At 47.0% G+C, this 22,350-nt stretch carries 25 protein-coding genes and 1 pseudogene; 14 read left to right on the forward strand and 12 right to left on the reverse strand.

What is annotated here, in order from left to right:
- Positions 1-7 precede the first annotated feature (7 nt).
- The 3 genes from MJB10_RS19085 to MJB10_RS19095 are packed head-to-tail and all read right to left on the reverse strand — an operon-like array spanning position 8 to position 2,057.
- Positions 8-1,033 (reverse strand): tetraprenyl-beta-curcumene synthase family protein, encoded by a 1,026-nt coding sequence (locus MJB10_RS19085; RefSeq protein ID WP_314805749.1) that lies wholly within the window; start codon positions 1,031-1,033, stop codon positions 8-10.
- Between the two features lie 43 nt (positions 1,034-1,076).
- Positions 1,077-1,709, reverse strand: a complete 633-nt coding sequence (locus MJB10_RS19090; RefSeq protein ID WP_314797253.1) for a hypothetical protein — start codon at positions 1,707-1,709, stop codon at positions 1,077-1,079.
- Between the two features lie 33 nt (positions 1,710-1,742).
- On the reverse strand, positions 1,743-2,057 hold the full coding sequence (locus MJB10_RS19095; protein WP_314797260.1) for a hypothetical protein: 315 nt from the start codon (positions 2,055-2,057) through the stop codon (positions 1,743-1,745).
- A gap of 169 nt (positions 2,058-2,226) precedes the next feature.
- On the opposite strand from MJB10_RS19095, the gene MJB10_RS19100 reads away from it, so the two are divergent.
- From MJB10_RS19100 to MJB10_RS19110, 3 genes are all read left to right on the forward strand, one after another.
- Positions 2,227-3,549: a multi antimicrobial extrusion protein MatE gene (locus MJB10_RS19100; protein ID WP_314797263.1), complete on the forward strand. Its 1,323-nt coding sequence runs from the start codon at positions 2,227-2,229 to the stop codon at positions 3,547-3,549.
- Positions 3,550-3,569: 20 nt separating this feature from the next.
- Positions 3,570-4,748: an MFS transporter gene (locus MJB10_RS19105; protein ID WP_314797267.1), complete on the forward strand. Its 1,179-nt coding sequence runs from the start codon at positions 3,570-3,572 to the stop codon at positions 4,746-4,748.
- Between the two features lie 137 nt (positions 4,749-4,885).
- Positions 4,886-5,533 carry a nitroreductase family protein gene (locus tag MJB10_RS19110; protein WP_314797272.1) on the forward strand — a complete coding sequence of 216 codons (648 nt, stop codon included), beginning with the start codon at positions 4,886-4,888 and terminating at the stop codon, positions 5,531-5,533.
- Between the two features lie 49 nt (positions 5,534-5,582).
- Here MJB10_RS19110 and MJB10_RS19115 read toward each other — a convergent pair whose 3' ends face one another.
- Positions 5,583-7,808 carry an MMPL family transporter gene (locus tag MJB10_RS19115; protein WP_314797277.1) on the reverse strand — a complete coding sequence of 742 codons (2,226 nt, stop codon included), beginning with the start codon at positions 7,806-7,808 and terminating at the stop codon, positions 5,583-5,585.
- A gap of 141 nt (positions 7,809-7,949) precedes the next feature.
- On the opposite strand from MJB10_RS19115, the gene MJB10_RS19120 reads away from it, so the two are divergent.
- Positions 7,950-8,636, forward strand: coding sequence for a TetR/AcrR family transcriptional regulator (locus MJB10_RS19120; RefSeq protein WP_314797283.1), 687 nt, complete (start codon positions 7,950-7,952; stop codon positions 8,634-8,636).
- A 30-nt stretch (positions 8,637-8,666) separates the two neighbouring features.
- Here the strand turns inward: MJB10_RS19120 and MJB10_RS19125 are convergent, their stop codons facing one another.
- Together MJB10_RS19125 and MJB10_RS19130 are read right to left on the reverse strand one after the other, a co-directional pair.
- Positions 8,667-8,864, reverse strand: a complete 198-nt coding sequence (locus MJB10_RS19125) for a cold shock domain-containing protein (protein ID WP_028556542.1) — start codon at positions 8,862-8,864, stop codon at positions 8,667-8,669.
- Positions 8,865-9,003: 139 nt separating this feature from the next.
- Positions 9,004-9,708, reverse strand: a complete 705-nt coding sequence (locus MJB10_RS19130; RefSeq protein WP_314797290.1) for a class I SAM-dependent methyltransferase — start codon at positions 9,706-9,708, stop codon at positions 9,004-9,006.
- 188 nt (positions 9,709-9,896) lie between these two features.
- Between MJB10_RS19130 and MJB10_RS19135 the strand changes: the two genes are divergently transcribed.
- The 5 genes and pseudogenes from MJB10_RS19135 (at position 9,897) to MJB10_RS19155 (ending at position 13,946) form a co-directional block, all read left to right on the forward strand.
- Entirely contained in the window at positions 9,897-10,142 is a 246-nt protein-coding gene (locus MJB10_RS19135; RefSeq protein WP_314797291.1) for a low molecular weight phosphatase family protein, read from the forward strand.
- 263 nt (positions 10,143-10,405) lie between these two features.
- Positions 10,406-11,047 (forward strand): annotated as a pseudogene (locus tag MJB10_RS19140) (TerC family protein); the annotation flags it as partial.
- 284 nt (positions 11,048-11,331) lie between these two features.
- Complete coding sequence (locus tag MJB10_RS19145; protein ID WP_314797294.1) at positions 11,332-11,514, forward strand: hypothetical protein; 183 nt, start codon at positions 11,332-11,334, stop codon at positions 11,512-11,514.
- A gap of 226 nt (positions 11,515-11,740) precedes the next feature.
- Positions 11,741-13,531, forward strand: coding sequence for an oligoendopeptidase F (gene pepF / locus MJB10_RS19150; protein WP_314797295.1), 1,791 nt, complete (start codon positions 11,741-11,743; stop codon positions 13,529-13,531).
- Positions 13,532-13,649: 118 nt separating this feature from the next.
- Positions 13,650-13,946 carry a LapA family protein gene (locus MJB10_RS19155; RefSeq protein WP_397386546.1) on the forward strand — a complete coding sequence of 99 codons (297 nt, stop codon included), beginning with the start codon at positions 13,650-13,652 and terminating at the stop codon, positions 13,944-13,946.
- Here MJB10_RS19155 and MJB10_RS19160 read toward each other — a convergent pair.
- Positions 13,930-14,745 (reverse strand): DUF92 domain-containing protein, encoded by an 816-nt coding sequence (locus MJB10_RS19160; RefSeq protein ID WP_314797296.1) that lies wholly within the window; start codon positions 14,743-14,745, stop codon positions 13,930-13,932. The genes MJB10_RS19155 and MJB10_RS19160 overlap by 17 nt on opposite strands.
- Positions 14,746-14,898: 153 nt before the next feature.
- On the opposite strand from MJB10_RS19160, the gene MJB10_RS19165 reads away from it, so the two are divergent.
- Both MJB10_RS19165 and MJB10_RS19170 read left to right on the forward strand, forming a co-directional pair.
- Positions 14,899-15,405, forward strand: a complete 507-nt coding sequence (locus tag MJB10_RS19165) for a GAF domain-containing protein (RefSeq protein WP_314797298.1) — start codon at positions 14,899-14,901, stop codon at positions 15,403-15,405.
- Complete coding sequence (locus tag MJB10_RS19170) at positions 15,402-16,070, forward strand: HD-GYP domain-containing protein (protein ID WP_314797300.1); 669 nt, start codon at positions 15,402-15,404, stop codon at positions 16,068-16,070. Before MJB10_RS19165 ends, MJB10_RS19170 begins: the two co-directional genes overlap by 4 nt.
- Positions 16,071-16,126: 56 nt before the next feature.
- Here the strand turns inward: MJB10_RS19170 and MJB10_RS19175 are convergent, their stop codons facing one another.
- Positions 16,127-16,753 (reverse strand): fumarylacetoacetate hydrolase family protein, encoded by a 627-nt coding sequence (locus MJB10_RS19175; protein WP_314797302.1) that lies wholly within the window; start codon positions 16,751-16,753, stop codon positions 16,127-16,129.
- A gap of 19 nt (positions 16,754-16,772) precedes the next feature.
- Positions 16,773-18,050 (reverse strand): CapA family protein, encoded by a 1,278-nt coding sequence (locus tag MJB10_RS19180; RefSeq protein WP_314797304.1) that lies wholly within the window; start codon positions 18,048-18,050, stop codon positions 16,773-16,775.
- Positions 18,051-18,193: 143 nt separating this feature from the next.
- Between MJB10_RS19180 and MJB10_RS19185 the strand changes: the two genes are divergently transcribed.
- Positions 18,194-18,982 carry a metallophosphoesterase family protein gene (locus MJB10_RS19185; RefSeq protein WP_314797306.1) on the forward strand — a complete coding sequence of 263 codons (789 nt, stop codon included), beginning with the start codon at positions 18,194-18,196 and terminating at the stop codon, positions 18,980-18,982.
- Positions 18,983-19,050: 68 nt separating this feature from the next.
- Positions 19,051-19,236 carry a hypothetical protein gene (locus tag MJB10_RS19190; RefSeq protein WP_314797308.1) on the forward strand — a complete coding sequence of 62 codons (186 nt, stop codon included), beginning with the start codon at positions 19,051-19,053 and terminating at the stop codon, positions 19,234-19,236.
- A 58-nt stretch (positions 19,237-19,294) separates the two neighbouring features.
- On the opposite strand, the gene MJB10_RS19195 is transcribed toward MJB10_RS19190, so the two are convergent.
- Positions 19,295-19,930 carry an O-methyltransferase gene (locus MJB10_RS19195; RefSeq protein ID WP_314797310.1) on the reverse strand — a complete coding sequence of 212 codons (636 nt, stop codon included), beginning with the start codon at positions 19,928-19,930 and terminating at the stop codon, positions 19,295-19,297.
- Between the two features lie 145 nt (positions 19,931-20,075).
- On the opposite strand from MJB10_RS19195, the gene MJB10_RS19200 reads away from it, so the two are divergent.
- The gene (locus tag MJB10_RS19200) at positions 20,076-21,224 is read left to right on the forward strand and encodes a THUMP domain-containing class I SAM-dependent RNA methyltransferase (RefSeq protein ID WP_314797312.1); all 1,149 of its coding nucleotides are present in this window, start codon (positions 20,076-20,078) and stop codon (positions 21,222-21,224) included.
- 332 nt (positions 21,225-21,556) lie between these two features.
- On the opposite strand, the gene MJB10_RS19205 is transcribed toward MJB10_RS19200, so the two are convergent.
- Both MJB10_RS19205 and gloA2 read right to left on the reverse strand, forming a co-directional pair.
- Positions 21,557-21,709, reverse strand: a complete 153-nt coding sequence (locus MJB10_RS19205; protein ID WP_314797314.1) for a hypothetical protein — start codon at positions 21,707-21,709, stop codon at positions 21,557-21,559.
- Positions 21,710-21,783: 74 nt separating this feature from the next.
- Entirely contained in the window at positions 21,784-22,182 is a 399-nt protein-coding gene (gene gloA2 / locus MJB10_RS19210; protein ID WP_314805752.1) for an SMU1112c/YaeR family gloxylase I-like metalloprotein, read from the reverse strand.
- Between the last annotated feature and the right edge of the window lie 168 nt (positions 22,183-22,350).

The raw sequence follows: 22,350 nt of genomic DNA on the forward strand, positions 1-22,350 counted from the left end.
ATCACATTCATGATGTCGTACGGATGTACATGCTATTGATCCAGAAAAACAATCGGGTTAATGGACTGTTCTTCATGAGACGCTTTGAGATTTTCTTCACTTGCTGTTGCGTTTTGACCTTTGGGTCAGATAAATAAAGGGCAAGCAAACCTTCGATTATCATACGATGAAATCTCGGATGTTCCAAGAACAAAATTTTACTTCTCGCCTCTTCTACGATAAAAGCGATTCGTTCCACAGTTATTTCCAAGGAATCATAGTACGTGCAGAAATTAAGATCGCCGCCTACAATATCCTCTTCTTGATCAATTAAATAATCCAGCAGAATATGTAGTCCGCATACATATGGGAAATAGGCTTCGCGAATCGACTCCACCTGCTCCTCCGTGAGATCTAGATCACATGCCGCTAAAAACAACATAAACATACCGAGCGTGGACCCCGTTGCTGCCGCAAACTCGTTCCAGCCAATATGTCGATATTTATGATGATGATCGTGCCACCATTGATGCAATTGCGCTTCACGCAATTCCTTCCGGATATGCTTGTACACTTGTAGATCGCAATATAAGCCCACCAATTCCTTCACTTGATCCGCGACTTTCATGTAGGATGGCATTAAGCTAATCGAAGCTTGGCATTGCCGAACAAGATCACTTAAATATCCATTATCTTCCTTCTCTTCACGATAAGCATAATAATCGTGCAGAGGCTGAGCGGGATCAACAGCATCCAGCATCGATTGATGGAGTTGGCGGAAATCCACGGGATCCAAGGACGTACTTCGATCACATAAATTATCCAAATAGTCACTAATGGTTTGGAAAGCTACGATCAGCGGTATAAGCACATGACGCATCGATAAATGAGCAGTTGCATACACGGCGCCGCCCTGACAATGGAATTGCTTCGTCGCAATACTGGCTAAAGCCTGCGTGCGAAGCTCCCCATCAGGAATACTTGCAGCCTTCGTCTTCCATGCAGTCAACTGCTCATTCACTTCAGGTAAAATATAGCGGTACACACTAAGCATTAAACGAATCGGGCCTTGTGGAACCTTCGTTAGGCTTCTTGTACTATTTCTGCCCAATGGCTTCAAGCAAACTTCCTCCACAACTTTGTTCATAGCAATATTGAAGTAATAATTGCATTTCGGCTCTCTGGATGTCACGCAACCAACCATCAATGGTCGGATGCTGGACTAAGGATACTTGAATTTCTATGACATCAACAAATACGCATGGATTCCAAACGGGTGATGTGACGAGGACTTCAAGCTTATGACGAAGCGCTTCATTCTCCAATTCCATGAAATCTTTCGTAGATAAATGATCTCTCACATATTGAATAAGGTTAGAAAAAATAGGATGATGACCAACATCGTTAAACCAATATTTCGCATTACTATAATCGCCTTCCATACGGTGCATCAACGCATGCCAATAGCTGCCTGTTGCATTCGTAATCTCCTGCGCGATTTCATGAGCCTTATCTAAGCTTTCATTTAGAAGAAAAAGCCCCGCTTTGATCGCTTGCCCATAAGGAAGTTGCTCTGGAACTCCTTGTGTAATGATCGAGGGTGAAAGTGCTTCAATACGTGTATCCATCGCCATATCCCACTCTTCAATTGGGTATAGGGCAGGCAGATGCGCTAGAAGTGGTTTCGCAATCGTCTCAATCCAATTATTCCCATCCTTGATGCTACGCATGCAGGTATTCTCCCTTCCTTATCAACCATTCCATTAGTGGTGGGTTTTGGATTCTAAATCTTGATTCGTTCGGAACCAGAGATGAAGATCATTTATGATTGAAGCCAAATCAGCAATATCGGAATTTAGCGTACAGGCTGTAAGAAAATCGTCTTCCACGTCGAGTTTATTTTGTTTTTCAATGATTTGCTTTTCCAATTTGAGAATGCGATCCGGGATAACGCCCCGAATTTGCTCCCATTGAAAGAGAACTTCCATGCGAATCGTTGACGAGTACTGATCCCATTCCAATTCAAGAACGGGTATCTCAATGCCAAGCCGCTCATCATATTGAAAATAATTGCTCATGCTATGTACCTCCTTGCAGGCAAAACCATGTTCCTTGTTCAAGAAACATTCTACCTTTTAATGTATCACTTCAAACCGTGGGTTTCCAGTTAAAATTGTATGTCATCCTCATTTCAATTTCTGATATACTTAGGAATTGATTGGTATAAAACGAAGGAGTGCGATTTGGATGAATGCGAACACAATCACATGGAAACAGCTCATCTCCTTTTTCCTCCCCCTCGGACTATCGGCAACACTTGTAACCCTCTCACACGTTATCATCAATAGCACATTGGCCAGGGCGGATCAGCCCGAACTCGTCATTGCCAGCTATGCAATCCCCCTCAGTCTTCTAGGACTCACAGAGAAACCCGTTGTACTGTTAAGACAGGCCTGTTCAGCACTTGTAAGAGATCGTGTCTCGTTTCGCGCGATGGGCGTTGTCAGTTCTTATGTGTTTGCTTGTATCATACTACTTGGCCTCTTGCTTTGTTACACTCCGCTTGGCAAATGGGTGTTTGTTTATTTTTTTGGCGTCGAGGCTGACCTGCTGGCATCTACGCTAAGTGTGTACCGAATTCTTATGTACGTAAGCATTTTCTCAGGACTGCGCTGCTTATTTCACGGAATCATTATTTTCAACATGCGGACCAAATGGCTAACCATCGGTATGGGTGTGCGCATTGTCGCCATGTACCTGCTCTCCCTGTATTTCATCACGACAGACAACGTCTCTGACGGGCGTGTGGGTGCCATCATTTTCCTTGTCGGGATGATTATCGAAGCCGCTGTTGCCATTTGGGAAGGTACGAGCTTGATCCGACGTGTCATTCCAGAGAAGGCGCCGAATCATCCCATCGAGACGAAGGGGCAAATCTTCAGCTTTTACAAACCCTTATTATATTCATCTGTCATCGCCGTGATCATCGGACCGTCCATTAATGCGATGTTAGGCAAAACGACACATACCCATCTAGCCATCTCATCCTTTGCGATTGCTGGTTCGTTAACACAATTGGTCATGAGTTTCTTCTCCTACATTCATCAAATCGTACTCAATTTTTATCGAAAAGATGCTGGGCAAGTGCGAAGATTCATCCTTGTATTAAGTTTTATACCAGGAACACTGATCGCGATACTCGCTTATACACCGCTAGGTCCGTGGTTTATGACACATGTCATGGGTGTGAATGCTGATTTGAAGCAAGCGAGCCTAGAGGCCTTGCGCATTTTCATGATCATGACGATCGTATTCCCATGGCTCGATTATATGAATGGCATTATTATGCTTCGCGGTCAAACCAAGATCATGGTTTTCTCGCAATCTGCGAATGCTACTACTACCGTACTGTCCTTAATCGTTGCCATTGCAACGGTTCCTGGCTGGAACGGCATGATTGGCGCTTTCGCGCAGTCGGTGGGCATGCTCGCCGAATTACTCGTTGTGACTTATGTACTAAAGCGAACGAATGACGTTCAACAGCCTAGACAAACGCAAGTAAATACATAATGAAATCGTGAGGATTCACCATGTCCAAATCTAAATCCATCGAACGCAACGATGTGTTGCTCAAAATGTTTACCTTTTCGTTCTTCACGACCATGGGGATCGTGGTCACCTTTTTCCCGCTTTATTTCGACTATAAAGGATATTCCAAAATTCAAATCGGCATGCTCTACGCCATCGGTCCGCTGATTGGGATCGCGACGAACCTGCTTTGGGGATTTCTCAGCGACCGCTATCAAACCGTTAAGAAGATTATGATTATTCTCGTGCTGGGACAACTAGTGACGGCCGTTCTAGTCACCACAGCGGGGTGGTTCTCCCTCCTCTATGTGTCGCTAGCCGCGTTTTTCTTCTTTCAACAGCCTGTGAACTCTCTGAATGACAGTCAGGTTATGTTGCATATCCGCAGCAGCGGAAAAAGCTACGCTTCCTTCCGCGCCTATGGCTCGATTGGTTTTGCCATAGCTGCCGGCGGCTTCGGTCTGCTGCTTCGTGCGTATGGGACGGGACTCACGCCAGTCCTGCTCTTTTTAACGATCAGCTGCACGCTCATCATTCTCTTCCTGCTGAAGGACACGCGCCAAGGCGGCAAAAAAATGGCATTCGGCGGTATGGTGAACATCATTCGCTCCAAAAAGTTTCTCTGGTTCCTGCTCCTCGTTGTCATTATGTCGGTTTCACACCGATTCAACGATGGATTTCTGGCACTGTATATGCGACAGCTTGGCGCATCGGATTCCCTTATCGGCTATGCGTGGATGACATCTGCGCTTAGCGAAATTCCTGTCTTTTTCTTCTTAAGCAAACACGGGCATCGGTTTAAAGAGCTTCCTCTGCTTGCATTCGCTGGTTTGATTTATGCGTTTCGATTCATCATGATGAGTTACATCGATGATCCGATTTGGGTCATCGGGATCCAACTCTTGCATAGCTTAACCTTCGGCGTTTTCTTATTCACGGCGAATCGCTATTTAAGCCAAATCATTCCGGACGAATACCGCTCATCAGGTCAAGCGATCTTCGCAGTCGCTTGGTCCAGTGTGGCAGGATTAATTAGCGGGATGCTAGGGGGCGTTATTTATAATTCAGCAGGCGGAAGCACGGTTTACCTCATAGCCGCATGCCTTTCCACCGTCTCAGCCATCGGATTCCTCTGTACATATTTATTTCAGAATGAAGAAGCGCTTCCTGGTCGATCCTAATCCGTATGCGCGGCGGCAACGGCAGTTGATCTATCAACCCATCTGCCCTATAATAGGATATAGTCTTAGTACCAAGTAACAAAAAAAAGACCGAACATATGTATAAAATGAGCAGCAAAGGCAGGTACACCCTTACCATGATGTATGAAGATTTTAAAACGATCGTTCTAGAACGACGCAGCGTTCGTAACTTTACCGAGCAAGAAGTCGCAACCGAAGATATCCGTGAAATTATTGACTGCGCGCGTTATGCACCCAGTGATACGAACTCACAAACATGGAAGTTTATTGCCATTCGAAATAAAGAGAAAATCAAACATATTGAGCAATTAACTTGGGATCAGCTCCATCTTCGCGCCGCGGAGGCGGAGGAGAAAGGACTTTCCAGAGAAGCGCGTATGCTGGTCCGCTCCTTCGGCCCTTATGCGACCGCATTTTCCGATGCGCCAGTCCTCATCATTTGTCTAGCGACACCGTATGAATCGAAATTCCGTGATCGCATCTTCGATCCGATTCAGCTTGTCGACAACCATGTATGGGATGAAGAAGGCATCAAGAGCTCCTGTCTAGCTTCACAGAACCTGATGCTTGCCGCACATGCGAGAGGCTTAGCAACATGTCCAATGACAGGCCCCGTCCTGTTGGCCCAAGATCAGATCCGTGCTTATCTCGAGATTCCAGCCGAGTATCAAATCAACATGGTTATTTCCCTTGGCCATCCGAAGGAACGCCCTGGTAAAATGGCTCGCAAGGAAATCGATGATATTCTTGAAATTATCGACTAAAAGAAAGAGCTGTCCGCACATGCGGGCAGCTCTTTTTTCTAAGCAAAATCTATGTCTCCGCTCGCTCCACGGAGTGTTCTCGCTTCACCTTACTCGGCCAGAATACCGCTTGGCCCAGCAGCATCGTGATCGAAGGAACAAGGAACGGTCGTACGATGAACGTATCCAGCAGCACACCAATGGCACAAATCACGCCGAATTGCACGAGCACTTGAATCGGCAATGAGGCTAACACAGCGAAGGTTCCTGCCAAAATTAAGCCTGCCGACGTAATGACGCTGCTCGTCGAACTTACGCCGAGTCGTATCGCGTCTTTCAACTTCAAGCGATTTCGCTCCTGCCAAATGCTTGAAATCATGAAGATGTTATAATCCTCACCTAGCGCGACTAGGAATACGAAGGCATATAGCGGGATCAGCCCCTGGATGGCTGTTGTGTCCATGAAATAATGCAGGATAAGCCATCCTGCGCCTAACGCAGAGAAGTAAGAAAGCAGCACTGTCGCGATGAGATAGAGTGTTGCAACAATAGAGCGCAAATAGAGGAGCAGCAAGATCGCAATAACACCGATGACGACTGGAATCACGATTTTTGTATCACGTTCAACGACCGTTTTGGTGTCATACTGTGTAGCCGTTTCACCGCCAACCCACACTTGCGGCGCAGCCACACCTACTGCAGACAACGCTGAATCCGCTGTGCTGTGGATCTCAGGAATGTGATTAATGACTTCTAGATCATAAGGGTCTTGCTTAAAAATCAGTTGGAACGCTTTGTATTTGACGTCCTTTTGGCTGTCTTCAGGTTTACTCACCGATTCGACATACGGAAGCTTCATTAGTGCACCGGGGATATCCACTTGCTTCCCTTCCGTGTTCACAACAACTTTGACAGGCGCAAGCGACCCGGGTGATACATGCTCCGACAGCAAGGAGAAGCCCTCGCGGGATGGCATGGACGATGGGAAAGATTCCAGTATGTTGTACGTGAATTTAATCTGTGGCGCAAACGCCGCGAGCGAGATCAGAATCAGCAGGGAGATCACCAGCACGCTCTTCGGTTTCTCCGTTACGATGCGCCCTAATGCAGCGTTCATGGCACTCACAGGCTTCTGCTCGCGAATTCTTTTTCCTTTCCGAGCCTCCTTCTCTGCGCGCATGTCTGGCGTCAGTGGAATGAACGGAAAGAAAGAAACGCGTCCAATGATAGCGAGCAGCGCAGGCACTAATGTCAAGCTAGCGATCGCCATGATGAGAATCGCTACACTAAACGGAATGGCGAAGCGATGATTGGAACCATAGTGTGCAAAAAGTAAACCTAACAATGACACAATGACCGTCAGTCCACTCATGCCGATCGCACCTGTGGAACCGCCAAAGGAGACGCGGAGCGCATCATACTTATCCTTTTCGGCCAATAATGCTTGACGATAACGAGCAACGAAGAACAAACAGTAATCGGTCCCCGCACCGAACAGCAACACCGTCATAATGGATATTGCTTGAGCATCGACTGTAATCCAGCCCTGCTTGGCCAGGAAGCCAAGAATAGGTGAAATGATCCCATACGCAAAACCAACACCAATAAGCGGAATGATCGCCAATATCGGCGAACGATAGAGCAAAATCAACAGTAACAAGACAAGTAACACCGTAGCCATTAAGAGCGCAAAATCAGCTCCTTTAAACAAGGCTGTAGCATCCGTCTGAATGCCGACAGGACCTGTTATTCTAGCATGCAGCCCCTCTTGATCTAAAGGAGACTCGAATGGATCGCTGCCTAGTTGACTAACTGTCACTTCTTCGAGCTTTTTCATACTCTCCTGCAAAATATCGGTTTCCGTTCCCTCGATAAAGGAAATCGGCAACACGAGCAGCTTGCCATCCTTGGCAACCATCGCTTTCAGAGCTGGCACAGGCATCTGATGCAGCGGCGGAACGCCTTTCTGAGCGGCTAAAGGTGCTTCAGTAAGTTGCTTCGCTACCTTCTGTACACCCGCTAAGTCGGCATCCGTAAGTCCTGTGTTCCGATACCAGACCACAAGCGCAGGTACTCCTTCGTTGTTCGGAAAATGTTCTTTCATGAGTGCTGCGGCTTCCATCGACCACGCGTCATTCGGCAATTGCTGCGCCGCATTATTTTCTTGTGAATTGACGTTAGGTAAAAAGACGGATAAAATGCCAGTAAGTAAAATCCATACGGCTAATGTAACCCATTTGCTGCGGCGGCCTGCAACTAATCCGCCAAGCTTACTGAACAAAGGATTCTCGTGCATAAGGTTGTATCTCTCCCTATAAGTGAAATAGTATTGTGTTATAATGATTCATGGCTTATCATTAATTATATATACTGTATAGTTAATTAATCAAGTTTTATTTAAATTCACCTTATTAGATTCGTTTCAGGAGTGACACATATGGAAAAAAAATCGAAAACACTGGGCAGACCCCGTGCTTCCCAGGGTGACCTACCTCTCAATCAGAAAATTTTGATGACAGCCATCCCCTTGTTTTTGTCACGCGGCTTCGAGTCTGTCTCCATGGACGATATCGCTAAAGAATGCAAGGTAACCAAAGCTTCCGTTTATTATCATTTCCCATCCAAATCAGACTTACTTACAGCTTCCATGATTCAATTAATGGATAACGTAAGACATATAACTATTAAGCGTTTAAGCGAGCCCACGCCACTTCGTGACCGACTGTTTGGTATTACAGTCGGCCATCTGAGAGCGATTGATTTCGATCTGCATTCTTTCATGCGCAAGATGGAGGCTACACTTTCTGAGGAGCAAATGAAGGTGATGCGAAAGTCGGAGCAAGGTATTCTGGATGTGTTGGAAAGTGAATTCAGAAAATCGGCGGAAACTGGCGAGATCGGTCCCGTTGACTCTCGTGTAATTGCCCGAGCCTACACCTCACTCCTCATGATGGGCCACGCACGTGATGGTAACGGGAATAAAATGTTTCCCTACGAGGAAGAAGCTGCGAAGCAAATTATCGATATACTCTGGTATGGCATGTTCCCACCAAATGAAAAAAATAAAACAAAAAAGACAGCCTCGAGTGAACCCGAGAACTGTCTTATTTTGCTTGTGCTATGACACTATTTATAAGTAGGGAGCCCCAGTATCTTATAATTTGGTGACGTTAGCTGCTTGAGGACCACGGTTACCTTGAGTAATATCAAACTCAACGGATTGGCCTTCTTCTAATGTTTTGAATCCTTCGCCCTGAATTGCGGAGAAGTGAACGAATACATCGTCGCCTCCATCAACAGAAATGAAACCGTAGCCTTTTTCTGCGTTAAACCATTTAACTGTACCCTTCAAGTGAACAACCTCCTAAAAATATCGCCATCTATGGCGAATAAGGAAATTATACCATCAACAGGGGGATAAATCAACGGAAATTACGAGGCGTACAAGCCGAAATTTGTTGATGTACCAACGTTTTCCACTATGCAGCACACTACTTTTTTATGCTTAAAAATTGATGAGAATTCGGCAAAAAAGGTAATTTAGCTTCCTTCTTTTGAACGGTACAACCATCCTTCTCTACCTCATCGATTAACGCACTGAGATGCGAGTATTCAACCGTCTTGAAATTCATAAGGGGGTACAAGCGAACTTCACCACCGTGTTTGCACACACGCAGCAATTCTCTCACCGCTGCCAAATGAAACGCATAATCGAATTGTTCCTCGTATAAGAAAAGAAAATGACTGCAGCTGACGAAATCGAAGCTCTCATCGGCAAAAGGTAGATGCGGCAGAGCTCCCACATGATATCTCGACTTGCCCTCTTCGCTTGAGAAATCGTCAACGAAGCGTTGCAATGCGACGATACGCCCAGCCTTGTGATTCTCCAAAGAACCGTAAAACGTCCAGTCATAGACATCCGTTAATTTGGCCATTTTGGCAGCGACCACTTCGATCTCTTGCATCCCATGCTTAGCAATCTCCGATGGTGACTTCTCGTACAGCGGGTCAACCGCCTCCGCATCAATGCCAAGGCTGCGCGCTTCCATCGTAAATGACGAGGCCCCGCCTGCAACATCCAACACGCGTTTTCCAATGTAGCTGTCCGTCTCTAACATAAACATGTTCTCGTACTCGACCAAAGATCTCGAGGTCATCGCGACCCCAATTTGCTCATAAACTCGCTTTGTTTCCATATTCATCTCTCCTCAGCTCGGCTCGTCATCCCTTCCCTCTGGAAAGGATTAGGAGAATTCTACCACGAGAATTTGGCGTGTGCAAGAGGGATTTTTCCCGTCAAACACCACAGCTTGTTTGGAAAAACAGGCTGATTATGTTACGATGGCATATAGGAATAAGCTTATTACAGAAACGGGGAACAGCCATGTCGCATCAACCTTTTAAAAGACATACGATTTACAAAAAAGATAAATGGAACATGCTCAATGTTGAAGTGCAAGGAACCAAAATTGTGTTGACCGAGATCTCGGATCAATGGGGCGAAGAATGCCATACGTTCATTGGACGTCCTGCTATGCTGCACTGGGCTAGCGAGCGATTTGCTCCAGATAAGTTCGATGGAACGGAAGAAGAATTGCAAGCGATTATGGAAGCTTTCAGGAAAGTGTAATAAAGTTGACTATTTTGAGATGAGTTGCATATAAATAAACTATAATCTCATAGCAATACTCCAAAGGGGAGTAGCTGATACAGTAAAGTCGTCAATTCGGATCCTCATCCCATCCCGGCTTTATTGGCAACGATCACGTTGTTAGCAAGACCTTTGCCATGTTTATTGGTGAAGGTCTTTTTTGATGCATGGGAGCCTTCATCAAACATCGATGTGGGCTCTTTTTGCATGTATCAAACTAACCTTGAAGGAGTGTGTTCGGTATGGATTGGTTGTCTGCGAGCTTTTTCGTTTCACTGCTTAGCATTATACTCATCGACTTAGTATTAGCTGGAGATAATGCCATTGTGATTGGGATGGCCGCACGTAATTTAAAGAAGGAAACACAGAAGAAAGTCATTCTATGGGGCACAATCGGTGCTATTGGGATTCGAGCCGTCGCTACACTTATCGTTGTTCAACTCTTGCAAATTCCTGGACTTCTTTTGATCGGGGGAATTTTGCTTCTCTGGATTTCATATAAGCTGCTCAGTGAGAAAAAGAATCATGAACATATGCAAGCAAAAGACAGTATGTGGGGAGCCATTCGAACGATCATTATCGCGGATGCGGTCATGGGATTAGATAATGTTATCGCGGTTGCTGGCGCTGCGCATGGGAATTTTCTACTCGTCGTAACAGGTCTATTCTTTAGTGTTCCTATCGTCGTCTGGGGCAGCACCCTCTTCATTGCTTGGATTGAGAAATATCCTTCAATTGTCTATCTCGGCGCAGCCGTGCTTGCTTTGACCGCCGGTAAAATGATAACGGGTGAGGGGTTCCTGGCTCCTTTTTTCGAGACGAATCACTTAGGGAAGTGGCTGTTCATCGGTTTGCTCATCGTGCTCGTACTGGGTGCTGGCAAATGGTCGAAGTTGATTGGTTATCAGGTGCAAGTCGGAGAAAGCGGACAATTAACATTGCCGAAGGAGCTTAGTGAGGAAGCGCAAATTTCACCAGAAGACCGTTACAGGGTCAAAATGGATGCACGCGGCACCTTCATTCTCGTCAAGGAAGATGAGGAGGACGAATCGACAGAGGCGACTAAGCAGCATGCTGGTTGAAAAAGGAATTTTGACGCCGCACAGCGAAAATGAGTATCATGGACTACGATACAAACGTCATATTCTAGGAAAAAGGATGATTTCTCATGACCGATTCAAGCTCTATTCTCACATTTGTAATTGTATCCTTTTGCCTTGCGATTATTTTAATTATGAAAAAAGACAGCCTTCCCGCACAAACGAAGCGATATCTTGCCCTGCTAGCGATTGTTATGGTCTCGATCTCCTTCGTACTCATCTTGCTCAGTTTCTTCCATGTTGGATCTTGATGTATAATGATAATTGCATCCATTAACGGTCATACTAGGTGAAAACCATGAACTGGGATTTCATCAAGATCATCCCTCATGGGAACATGCCGGGAGCGTGACCGCTATGCGATGGATTTATGTAACGGCTGCAATGGGAATTCTGTTAAGCTCCGTCCCCATGGCTGATTTACACGCAAAGGATACCAGCTTACCCCAATCTCAAAAAAAGGACAGGAGGGCTCCGATGGCTCAATTATTGGAACGCAAGCAAGTACCAGCCGAAAACCGTTGGCAATTGGAAGATTTGTTCGCTGATCAGAAAGCATGGGATGGAGAGTTTCAAGAGGTGAAAGGCTCGCTTAGCAAAATCAGTGCCTTCCAAGGAAAGCTCAACGATGCTGCGACAATCAAGCAAATTTTCCAATTGGAAGACGAAGTTTCACTGAAGACAGAACGACTTTATGTGTACGCCAACATGAAGCATCATGAGGATACAGCTGAACCCATGTACCAAGCCCTATCTGATAAAGCCAAAAAAATCAGTGTCGAGGTAGGCGAAGCGTTCTCCTATGTCTCCCCTGAGATTTTGAGCTTGTCGGAAGCGAAGCTGCAAGAGCTGGTGAATGAACCTTCCTTATCCTTTTATAAAGACACGTTAGAAGAAATGATTCGTCAGAAGCCGCACACGCTCAGCAAAGAGCAAGAAGCTCTGCTTGCACAAGCTGGCACGATGGCTGGTGCGCCAAGCACGATTTTCGGCATGTTGAACAATGCGGACCTGAAGTTTCCGAAGGTGAAGAATGAGAACGGCGAGGAAGTTGAGCTGACACACGGCAGCTACATTCAATTCCTGGAAAGCCGCAATCCAGAAGTGCGGAAGAACGCCTTCCACGCGGTGTATGAGACGTACCGCAACAACAAGAATACGATTGGCGCGACGCTCGCCGCGAACATCAATAAAAACATTTTTTATGCCAAAGCCCGCCACTACCCTTCTGTTCTTGAATCCTCGCTGTTCGGCGACAATATCAAGAAAGAAGTGTATACGAACTTAATTTCCACCATTCATGATTCTTTGCCGCAGCTGCAACGGTATCTCAAACTCCGTAAAAAGCTGCTCAAGGTTGATGAGTTACATATGTATGACCTGTTTGCACCGCTAGTTGAAGAGTTTAAAATGGACATTACGTACCAACAAGCGAAAGAAGAAATTAAGAAAAGCTTGGCACCGCTTGGCGAGAATTACTTGAAAATTCTTCAAGATGGCTTCGATAACCACTGGATCGATGTGTATGAGAATAAGAACAAACGTAACGGCGCTTACAGCTGGGGCGCTTACGGCACACATCCTTACGTGTTGCTCAACCATAAAGACAACTTGAACAGCATGTTTACGTTGACCCATGAGATGGGTCACGCGATTCATTCCTATTTATCGGATGAAAATCAAGAATACCGCTACGCGCAATATACAATTTTCTTGGCAGAGGTTGCATCTACGCTGAACGAAGCGCTTCTCATGGACTACTTGTTGAAACGTGTAACAGATCCGAAGGAAAAAATGTATCTGCTCACGTACTATGCGGATCAGTTCAGGACGACAGTGTTCCGTCAAACGATGTTTGCGGAATTCGAAATGATTACCCATGACAAAGCGGAGCAAGGCGAATCCTTAACACCGCAAGAGTTTAGTGAAATCTACTATGGATTGAATAAGCTATACCATGGCAATGACATGGTGGTTGATCAAGACATCGAGATGGAATGGGCACGCATCCCTCACTTCTACAACAGCTTCTACGTGTATAAATATGCAACGGGCTTCTCTGCGGCTACCTCCTTTGCGAAGCAAATTCTGGATGAAGGCGAGCCAGCGGTTGAACGCTACCTCGGCTTCCTCAAAAGCGGCGGCAGCGATTACTCGCTGAATATCTTGAAAAAAGCCGGTGTCGACATGTCAACGCCAGAGCCGATCAAGCAAGCGATGAGCGTATTCAGCTCGTTGCTGGATCAAATGGAAGAGCTGACGAAGTAAGCGATATTATAAGCAAATGTATAAAGTGAAACTTATACTTTCTTATATCTCATGCACGAAAAAGGTTGAAAGCAATGGCTTTCAACCTTTTTTACCATAATGGAAAGGACGTCACCCTATGAAAATGCAATGGATTCTCATCAGTGCTCTCGTGTTCGCACTGCTTACAGCGGTTTTCGCCGTCGTCAATGTGGAACCCGTCCAAGTGAATTTCTTGTTCGTCACCACATCAACACCTTTAATTCTCGTTATATTAACGTCGACACTCCTAGGCGGTTTAATTGTTGGTCTCTTTGGGATGGTTCGCCAGTACAAGCTGCAGCGGAAGCTCAAACAATTGGAGAAGCAGCTTCATGATGCGCTACAACCGCCTGCACCAGCTACTTCTGTCCAGCAAATCAAGACAGAAGAATAATACTCAAGATCAAACATAACGCCCCTCCGAAGATGGATGATCCTGCGTTCACAAGATCGTTCGTCATCCCTCGGAGACCACGGATGTGCACTCCTTGCTTACCACAGTGCTCTGGCTTCTCAACCGTCCTGTCGCAAATCTCACAGCGATACATCACTTGCAGTGTTGCACCAAGCCAAGAATCCGCCAGTGATCCGCCTAACCCAGCAATGGCTCCTTGGAGGACGAGCATGGCCACGCCGCTTGTACTCTCCGATGATTCACCTACATGCAGCAAGACGCCTCCAACCAAGCCAATGAAGGCTCCCCCCGCTAAGGAAGCGGTTAAGCCCAGCAGGGTAACACCGCCCGAAGTTCCCGCCGTTACACGCTTTCCGCTCACGATAGACCGAGGGACAGACTTGCTCATTCCTCCAATTTCTGTTGCCCACGTATCCGCATTCACCGTAGCCATGACGCCCACATAGAGGAACCACCATATGGAACTCGGCCAGATGCTGTGACCGATACATAGCAATAAGCCAAGGCCTCCATTTGCGGCTACTTGCCCAGCGTCGCGTCTTCCCCCTTTGGCATATCCGCTCTCCGCTGCCGCTTTACGCGCTTGCTTGAGCTTAGATAAGAGGCTGGATGATATAAAAAAAGCGATTAATGTCCCGAACCATGCTGCGCTGGCTAGTGCGTACATCGTCATACCTAGCAGTACGGCTGCGATAAACCCGGATCGTGACAATGATTGCTTCCAATATGCTGCGCCTGCAATCAGGACGCTTCCTAGGCACCCCAGCAGCCAATCCATCTTTGGTTTCCTCCTCTTCCCTTTCCGATCCTATTCCATTTCACAGATTAATTGTATCATTTATTCGACATGATTCACTAATATCTGCAAATTGTTAACCATAAACAACCAACTTTGTGATACTATGAAGGTGAGAAGCGATAGGAGGCTGACATGGAGCAAGAGCACACTACAATCAATCCACGTTTGAAAAAAGATCTGGAGCCCGAGGAAATGCTGCGTGTCATTTTCGACTACGCTGCCAAGATTGCGAATGAACGTACACTCGATAAAGTACTAATGCTAATGGCGGATATGGGCCGCGAGATGATTGTTTCCGACCGCTGTACCGTCTGGCTTCTCGATACACAAAAGAACGAGCTCTGGTCCAAAGTGGCCCATGGTCTAGATGAAATCCGCATTCCAAGTTCGGCCGGCCTCGTCGGCTACGCCGTGACGAATGATCAAGCTGTATTCATTCATGATGCGTATACCAATGAGGAATATAAATCCTATTTGCAAAATGGCGCCCTGCGTACGGATCAACAAACGGGTTACCGTACGAAAGCACTCATGGTTATTCCGTTTCGAAATAGCCAAGGTGAGATCATGGGGCTTACCAAGCTATTAATAAGCTTACCACAACCGAGCAATTTTCTGATAAAGATATGGAGTATTTGACATTGGCCTCCTCCTATGCAGGGAAGTCCCTCGAATCCGCTCTCTTAACCAACGAGATTGAAGAAACACAGAAAGAGATTATTTTCCGTATGGGCGAAATCGGCGAAAGCCGCTCCAAGGAAACAGGTAATCACGTGAAGCGTGTGGCCGAGTATTCCTATATACTGGCACTCGGATTAGGCATGAGCCAAGAGGAAGCTGAGCTGCTCAAAATGGCTTCACCGATGCACGATATCGGCAAAGTCGCAATTCCTGATGCCGTTCTGAATAAACCTGGCAAATTAACAGATGAAGAGTTCAAGCTTATGCAAAATCACACCCTGATCGGCTACAATTTGCTCAAAAACTCCACCCGCCACATTCTTAAAACCGCAGCAGTCGTCGCGCATGAGCATCATGAGAAGTGGAACGGGCGAGGATATCCGCGCGGTATTCAAGGGGAAGAGATCCACATCTACGGACGCATTACAGCCATTGCTGATGTCTTCGATGCCTTAGGCAGTGAACGTGTGTACAAAAAAGCATGGGAGCTGGATCGTATACTCCAATTGTTTCAAGAAGAGCGCGGGCAGCATTTCGATCCCGATGTCGTTGATGCGTTTTTCAAGCAATTGCCTGCTATTCTCAAGGTTCGTGAAGAGTACTCGGATGTTGCATTAAGCTAATAAAAATAAGGGCAGTTCTCCAAGGTCTATATGACCAAAGAGACTGCCCTTTTCGCTTACTTGTTGATTGTGACTGCCCCGTAGGATTGTTCTCCCCATAGCAGCTCCAATCGGTCGCCATGCCGTACAGGGCCTACGCCTTCTGGCGTTCCCGTGAAGATGATATCGCCAGGTCCCAGACCGTAGTGCTTCGCAATATAATCGATGATTGTCTGTAGATCGAAAATCATATTGGCGATATTGCCGTCCTGCACGACTTGATCATTCTGACGAAGCTGAAAGTTAGACTCCGCTAAAGACGCTGCGCCTGGAAATGGTCGGAACGCTGTAAGTGGCGCCGACCCCAGAAACCCCTTGGCTGGCAGCCACGGGTGCCCCTTCTTCTTGATCACATTCTGCACATCGCGCAATGTGAAATCAATGCCGAGCGCGTATTGATCGACGATTTCATCGACGCCAATTCCAGGCACATATGGCTTCGCAATATGTAACACCAGCTCAGCCTCGTAGTGGATATCCCCTTGATCACTCGGTAATGTTAGGGACTCCCCGTCCATTTGTGCTAAAGCATGTGTAGGTTTCGTAAAAATCATCGGTTGATCTGGAACATCATTCCCAAGTTCTGCTGCATGGGCGCGATAATTACGCCCTACGCAATAAATGTTTTTGATCGTAGTTGTCATATGGGGTGAGCTCCTCTTCTTATTTCTTGCGGACATTTCCTTGCGCATCAACCTGCGCCCCGAAGGAGATTCCACTTAATCGTTCGAATAGCTTGCTTCCATCAGCTTCGTTCATTGGTGTCGGCAGCGCGGATTTGGTCAAAATCGGAACAAGATGGAGGTCGCAGGACTTCTCCTTGGAGCATGCAGCTTCTAAAATAACCGTCTCCCATGTCTTAGGATTATCATTCGTTGTAAAAATAAAATTGCCTAAGCTATACGCAATCCATTTCCCTTTGTACTGCTCGAAGCCTTGCAACACGTGCGGATGTCCGCCGACGATAAGGTCTGCTCCTGCATCGATGTAGCGATGGGAGAGTTCGGTTTGATATTTATCAGGCTTATCATCGCGCTCTACGCCCCAATGCGTCACAACGACGACCAGATCGGCGGTTGCTTTGGCTTTCTGAATCGCTTCAACGGGCATGACATAGCTATACGTCTCCGCAACACCTGGATGCCCTTTGCCCGCTTTCCAATCTTGCGTAGGGACGACACGGCTAAATCCAAAAACGGCGATTTTCAAGCCGTCTTTCTCAACCATTACTGGTTGATACGCTTCTGCTATATCTTTGCCAGCGCCGACTCGCTGAATTCCAATTTCATCCAGCGATTTCATCGTATCCAGTAAGCCATCCGTTCCATAATCCAAAATATGATTGTTCGCTAGGTTGACGATATCCACCCCAGCTGATTTGAAGGCTGGCAATGCCTCAGGCGAGGAACGATACACATACTCTTTGGATTGAACGGTGCCTCTTGTCGTAATGGGTGATTCCAAATTCGCGATTGTAAAATCAGGCTTTGTTAAAAAATCTTTTACATTTGTGTACGGGTAATCATAACCTTTTTGCTTTAAAATATCTTCCACTTTGGCGGCCATGATGACGTCCCCCACAAAAGAAAACTTCACTTGGGTGCCCGTTCCCGTTGAATTTGCTGCGGTCACTGGGGTCGTAGGTGTTGCTGTCGGTGTTGCTGTGCTTGTAGCCTTGGGACTTACTTTAGCAGATGGAGAAGCATTGACTGTCGTTGGCGTTGGTTTAGGTGAGATGACTGCTTCCGACGTTGCAGCCGCGCCCTGCTCTTCTGCGTTCTTGTGATTTGAGCTCCAATAGGCTGCCCCGCTCCCAATGACAAAACAAGCGACTGCAGCGAGTGTGAAAATACCCAATACTTTCAGCGAAGGCTTTTGGCCTTGCTGGCGATCCTTCTTCAGCTTGCGGTGACGATCTTGTCTGGATTCCAATCGAAACATTCCCCTTTCCCCCTACAAATTATAACAGAAGACGACATTATTGGGTAATAGGAAGTGACTCACATTTTCATACGGGATGCCGTGTGGTATAAATGAAACAAAGCATCCTCGTTATTGGAAAAATAAAGAAAGGAAGATCTGCATTGGAACGAATCGCAATCATTTCGGATATACATGGCAATCTGCCAGCTCTCCAGGCTGTGCTTAAAGATATCGAGAAAAGAGGGGTAAATCGTATCGTCTGTTTAGGCGATCTGGTTGGCAAGGGACCTAGCTCCAATGAGGTCGTTGATCTTGTGAAGCAAGCCTGCGAAGCTGTTGTGCAAGGAAACTGGGATCTGGGCATTACGTATCCGCAGGAGCTTCCAGAGGGATTATGGCAGCAGAAACTGCTCGGCGATGAGCGGTTGCAATATCTGAAGCAGCTCCCCTATGCGATCGATCTGACGCTCAGCGGAAAACGTATTCGACTGTTCCACGCATCTGCCGAAAGTGTCTTTCATCGCCTGAAACGCAAGGCATCCAAACGCGAGCGACTTGCGATGTTCCACCATACGCCGATGACCGGAACGCCTGCCGATGGCAAAGAACCCGATATCGTCGGATATGGGGATATCCATATTCCTTATCTTTTGACATTGAATAACCCGTCTGAGAAAGGCGTTGGTGCTTCCAAGGAGCGGCGAGGCTTAATCCTGTTCAATGTGGGGAGTGTCGGAGTGCCGTATGACGGGATTCCCCAAGCGAGTTATTGCATTTTGGAGGGGGAAGCGGATACTTCCATGCAGGCAGGATTCGCGATTCAGTTCGTTCGTGTACCGTACGATATTGAACAAGCTGTGCGTTTCGCGTACGAGGCCAGAATGCCAGGGAGTCGGCGTTACGAGTTAGAAATTACGACGGGGTTAGTTCATTTAGAGGAGAAGAATTGAAACTTATGGAAATAACTTCCACTCCATGCTAAGATAGAGCGTAGAGCGGAAAGTGAGGACAGCTTCTGATGAAACTTAATTGGCGTAAAATTATTCTCATTATCGTGTGTGCCGAGTGCTTGTTCATCTACTGGCATACCCTCGGTACGATGACTTTGAAGAAACAGCAGACAACTCCCATCGTGTCTCCGTCACAGTCGAAGGTTCCTCTTACACAGCTTCAACCTGCAACCCCGAGTCGATCAAGTTCATGAAGATATAAAGTAAAAGAGCGACGGGCTGCCCAAAGCCCCTCGCTCTTATTCATTTGTTCTATTTCACACGCGCTAAGGCTAGCCCATCATACGCTGGAAGTATCGTACTTTCCAACCTAGGATCGGTAGCAATACGTTGATTGAACGTACGCATCGCTTGGACGGATGCTTTCGTTTGCTTCTCGTCGACTACTTTGCCGCGCATCAGCGTGTTGTCTCCCGCGATAATCGCACCTGGATTCGCTAATTGAATTGCCAGCTCCAAGTAATTCGGATAATTCACTTTGTCCGCATCGATGAAGAAGAAATCGAAGCGTTCGCCCTTTGCTTGCAGATCGTTCAAATGATGGAGCGCTTCGCCGATGCGATACTCCACGTGTTCGCCAAGGCCCGCATCGATCACATTTTGCTTAGCCACATCGGCGAATTCCTGTTTCAACTCAAGCGAGATCAGCTTTCCCCCAGCCTGTAACCCTCTTGCTAGACAAATCCCGCTGTACCCGCCTAGCGCCCCGATTTCTAAGACTCGCTTTGCCCCGATCATCGTAACTAGCATCGTCAACAATCTGCCGTACCCTGGCGCGATCGAGATCTCTGGCATATTATGAGCAACGATGACCTCCTTGACCCGTGCAAGAACGGTATCTTCTTGATATAAGCCTTCCATGTAGCTTTCTGCTGTAATGGTTTCCATGTATATGGACCTCCTTGTGATTAAAATGAGATGAATTCGCTTATTTTGTACAGTATCCGTTTGTAAGTGTCACCTATTTGTCCTATACTTGATTATTGTATGAGTTTTCTGAGCGTTGTACAACCCGGATGGAAGGACAAACACTATGTCGCATAAAATTGAATTAATCGCCACATGCCCAATGGGACTTGAGGCTGTTGTTGCTCGAGAAATTCGTGATCTCGGTTATACCGAAGTAACCGTCGAGAATGGCCGCGTCCGATTCATTGGTGACGAGCTGGCGATCTGTCGCTGCAACCTGTGGCTGCGAACAGCGGATCGCGTTCTCATTCATATGGGACAATTCCAAGCACTCACCTTCGACGAACTGTTTGAAGGGACGAAAGCGCTGGCTTGGCCGGACTGGATCCCGAATGATGCCGAGTTTCCCGTTGAAGGACGTTCCCATAAATCGAAACTATCCAGCGTCCCTGCTTGCCAAGGGATTGTGAAGAAAGCCATTGTTGAGAAAATGAAGCTGCGCTATGGCACCGAGTGGTTCCCTGAGAACGGAGCTCGCTACGTGATCGAAGTCGCTTTACTGAACGATATCGCAACACTCACGATCGACACGACAGGACCGAGCCTGCATAAGCGCGGCTATCGTAAGCTGGTCACTGAAGCACCGCTGAAAGAGACCATGGCCACAGCCATGATCCTGCTCAGCCGCTGGAACGTCGACCGCCCGCTGTACGACCCGTTCTGCGGGTCGGGCACGATCCCGATCGAGGCCGCGATGATCGGCTGGAACATTGCGCCAGGCTTGCGGCGCAGCTTTCCAAGTGAAGCTTGGGGGAATATCCCCCGCAAGCTGTGGGACAAAGCGCGCGACGAAGCCTTCGACGTCGTGCGCGATAACGTGCCGCTGCACATCGTGGGCAGCGACATCGATCCGGCTGCCATCGAAGTGGCAGAGGCAGCCGCTAAGGCCGCTGGACTGGCGAAGCAGTTCCAGCTCAAGGTTGAGCCGATCGCCAAGGCGCGTCCGCGCGGCGATTACGGCTGCCTGATCACCAATCCGCCGTACGGCGAGCGGCTTGGTGAACAGCAGGATGCCGAGCTGGCGCTGCGCCAGCTCGGGGCTCTAACGACACCGATGCCGTCGTGGAGTCTGTTCATTCTGAGCCCGACTACGCAGCTCGAGCATTATATGAATCGCCGCGCGGATAAGAAGCGCAAGCTGTTCAATGGACGAATCGAGTGTAACCTGTATCAATACCTTGGTCCGTTACCTCCTCGAAGACACGATAGATAAGCATGTAGCTGACTTCGGCGGCAGGCGGACATTTCAGCCCTGAAATTGCTCCTAAACGGAACGTGAGTGCGCTAACAACTTCTTCTAGCATCAAAATGGGCCTCGAGCGGAACGTCAGTATGCTATTTTGCCGGAAAGTGGTCAAAAACCACGAAAATCCGATAAATAGAGTATCCACGTTCCGTCAAACCCTGAATATCAGCCATTTCGGCAAAATAGCGCATTTACGTTCCGTTTCGCTACCAAATCAGCAATTCCAACGCCATGAAATAAATGAAATAAGCCTGCCGACCCTATCCATGGGCTTGCAGGCTTAAAAGCTATTGTACCTCTTAAAATTCTGATGCTTGATACTCTTCATAAGGATCAAAATCAGGATTATCTTTTGCAATAATCGGGTCTATGACCGTTACGGTATCCATCGTAGATACATGCCAATCCTCATTGGAGCTAAGCACTTCTGCCAAAAAAGCATCAATGTCCATGTGTTGTTAATTCCTTCCTCATGATCGCAAGATAAAACTTAGTATTGGTGAGGAGGATTATGTTTATTCCTAAATTAACATTCTATTACTTCAACCAGCTCCAAGGGGAGCCCATCTGGATCGGCGAAGAATGTGTAGCGGTTCCCCGTGATTGGATCAATCCGTACTGGCTCCACCGTGATCCCCTTGTGTGTCAAGGCCTCCACAGTCTCATCCATATTGGTGATAACGAATGCCAAATGCCGCAGTCCACGAGCCTCAGGTTGATTTACGCGTAGTGGCGGATTCGGAAAAGAGAATAGTTCAATCTCTTGATCTGTGTCCCCGATCCGTAAATCCAATTTGTAAGAATCCCGCTCTGCACGATACGTTTCTTGGATAACGGTAAGTCCGAGCAGCTCGACATAGAAATGCTTGGATCGTTCATAATCAGAACAAATAATTGCTACGTGGTGTATCTGTTTGAAGTGTATAGTCACCTTGTACCTCCATAAACGACCTAAGCCTGTTCATGCAATCCCAACGTGTAATCAATCTCATACCATGCAACTCCCTCGATATAGCACTTTAGGACTACTTATGGATATGGCCTCATTATAGCCGTTCGTGTCGATTGGTGACAATGAGAAAAAAGAACGGTT

It is taken from the genome of Paenibacillus sp. MBLB1832, from assembly GCF_032271945.1.
GTDB lineage: Bacteria > Bacillota > Bacilli > Paenibacillales > NBRC-103111 > Paenibacillus_E > Paenibacillus_E roseopurpureus.

Excerpts from the sequence above, each read along its gene's own strand:
- MJB10_RS19165 (WP_314797298.1), top strand. The coding sequence starts at position 14,899 with ATGGAGCAAGAGCACACTACAATCAATCCACGTTTGAAAAAAGATCTG.
- MJB10_RS19120 (WP_314797283.1), top strand. The coding sequence starts at position 7,950 with ATGGAAAAAAAATCGAAAACACTGGGCAGACCCCGTGCTTCCCAGGGT.
- MJB10_RS19110 (WP_314797272.1), top strand. The coding sequence starts at position 4,886 with ATGATGTATGAAGATTTTAAAACGATCGTTCTAGAACGACGCAGCGTT.
- MJB10_RS19205 (WP_314797314.1), bottom strand. The coding sequence starts at position 21,709 with ATGGACATTGATGCTTTTTTGGCAGAAGTGCTTAGCTCCAATGAGGAT.
- MJB10_RS19105 (WP_314797267.1), top strand. The coding sequence starts at position 3,570 with ATGTCCAAATCTAAATCCATCGAACGCAACGATGTGTTGCTCAAAATG.
- MJB10_RS19090 (WP_314797253.1), bottom strand. The coding sequence starts at position 1,709 with ATGCGTAGCATCAAGGATGGGAATAATTGGATTGAGACGATTGCGAAA.
- MJB10_RS19145 (WP_314797294.1), top strand. The coding sequence starts at position 11,332 with ATGACCGATTCAAGCTCTATTCTCACATTTGTAATTGTATCCTTTTGC.
- MJB10_RS19195 (WP_314797310.1), bottom strand. The coding sequence starts at position 19,930 with ATGGAAACCATTACAGCAGAAAGCTACATGGAAGGCTTATATCAAGAA.
- MJB10_RS19095 (WP_314797260.1), bottom strand. The coding sequence starts at position 2,057 with ATGAGCAATTATTTTCAATATGATGAGCGGCTTGGCATTGAGATACCC.
- MJB10_RS19200 (WP_314797312.1), top strand. The coding sequence starts at position 20,076 with ATGTCGCATAAAATTGAATTAATCGCCACATGCCCAATGGGACTTGAG.
- MJB10_RS19175 (WP_314797302.1), bottom strand. The coding sequence starts at position 16,753 with ATGACAACTACGATCAAAAACATTTATTGCGTAGGGCGTAATTATCGC.
- pepF (WP_314797295.1), top strand. The coding sequence starts at position 11,741 with ATGGCTCAATTATTGGAACGCAAGCAAGTACCAGCCGAAAACCGTTGG.
- MJB10_RS19155 (WP_397386546.1), top strand. The coding sequence starts at position 13,650 with ATGAAAATGCAATGGATTCTCATCAGTGCTCTCGTGTTCGCACTGCTT.
- MJB10_RS19085 (WP_314805749.1), bottom strand. The coding sequence starts at position 1,033 with ATGCTTAGTGTGTACCGCTATATTTTACCTGAAGTGAATGAGCAGTTG.
- MJB10_RS19135 (WP_314797291.1), top strand. The coding sequence starts at position 9,897 with ATGTCGCATCAACCTTTTAAAAGACATACGATTTACAAAAAAGATAAA.
- MJB10_RS19100 (WP_314797263.1), top strand. The coding sequence starts at position 2,227 with ATGAATGCGAACACAATCACATGGAAACAGCTCATCTCCTTTTTCCTC.
- MJB10_RS19190 (WP_314797308.1), top strand. The coding sequence starts at position 19,051 with ATGAAACTTAATTGGCGTAAAATTATTCTCATTATCGTGTGTGCCGAG.
- MJB10_RS19115 (WP_314797277.1), bottom strand. The coding sequence starts at position 7,808 with ATGCACGAGAATCCTTTGTTCAGTAAGCTTGGCGGATTAGTTGCAGGC.
- MJB10_RS19160 (WP_314797296.1), bottom strand. The coding sequence starts at position 14,745 with ATGGATTGGCTGCTGGGGTGCCTAGGAAGCGTCCTGATTGCAGGCGCA.
- MJB10_RS19180 (WP_314797304.1), bottom strand. The coding sequence starts at position 18,050 with ATGTTTCGATTGGAATCCAGACAAGATCGTCACCGCAAGCTGAAGAAG.
- MJB10_RS19130 (WP_314797290.1), bottom strand. The coding sequence starts at position 9,708 with ATGGAAACAAAGCGAGTTTATGAGCAAATTGGGGTCGCGATGACCTCG.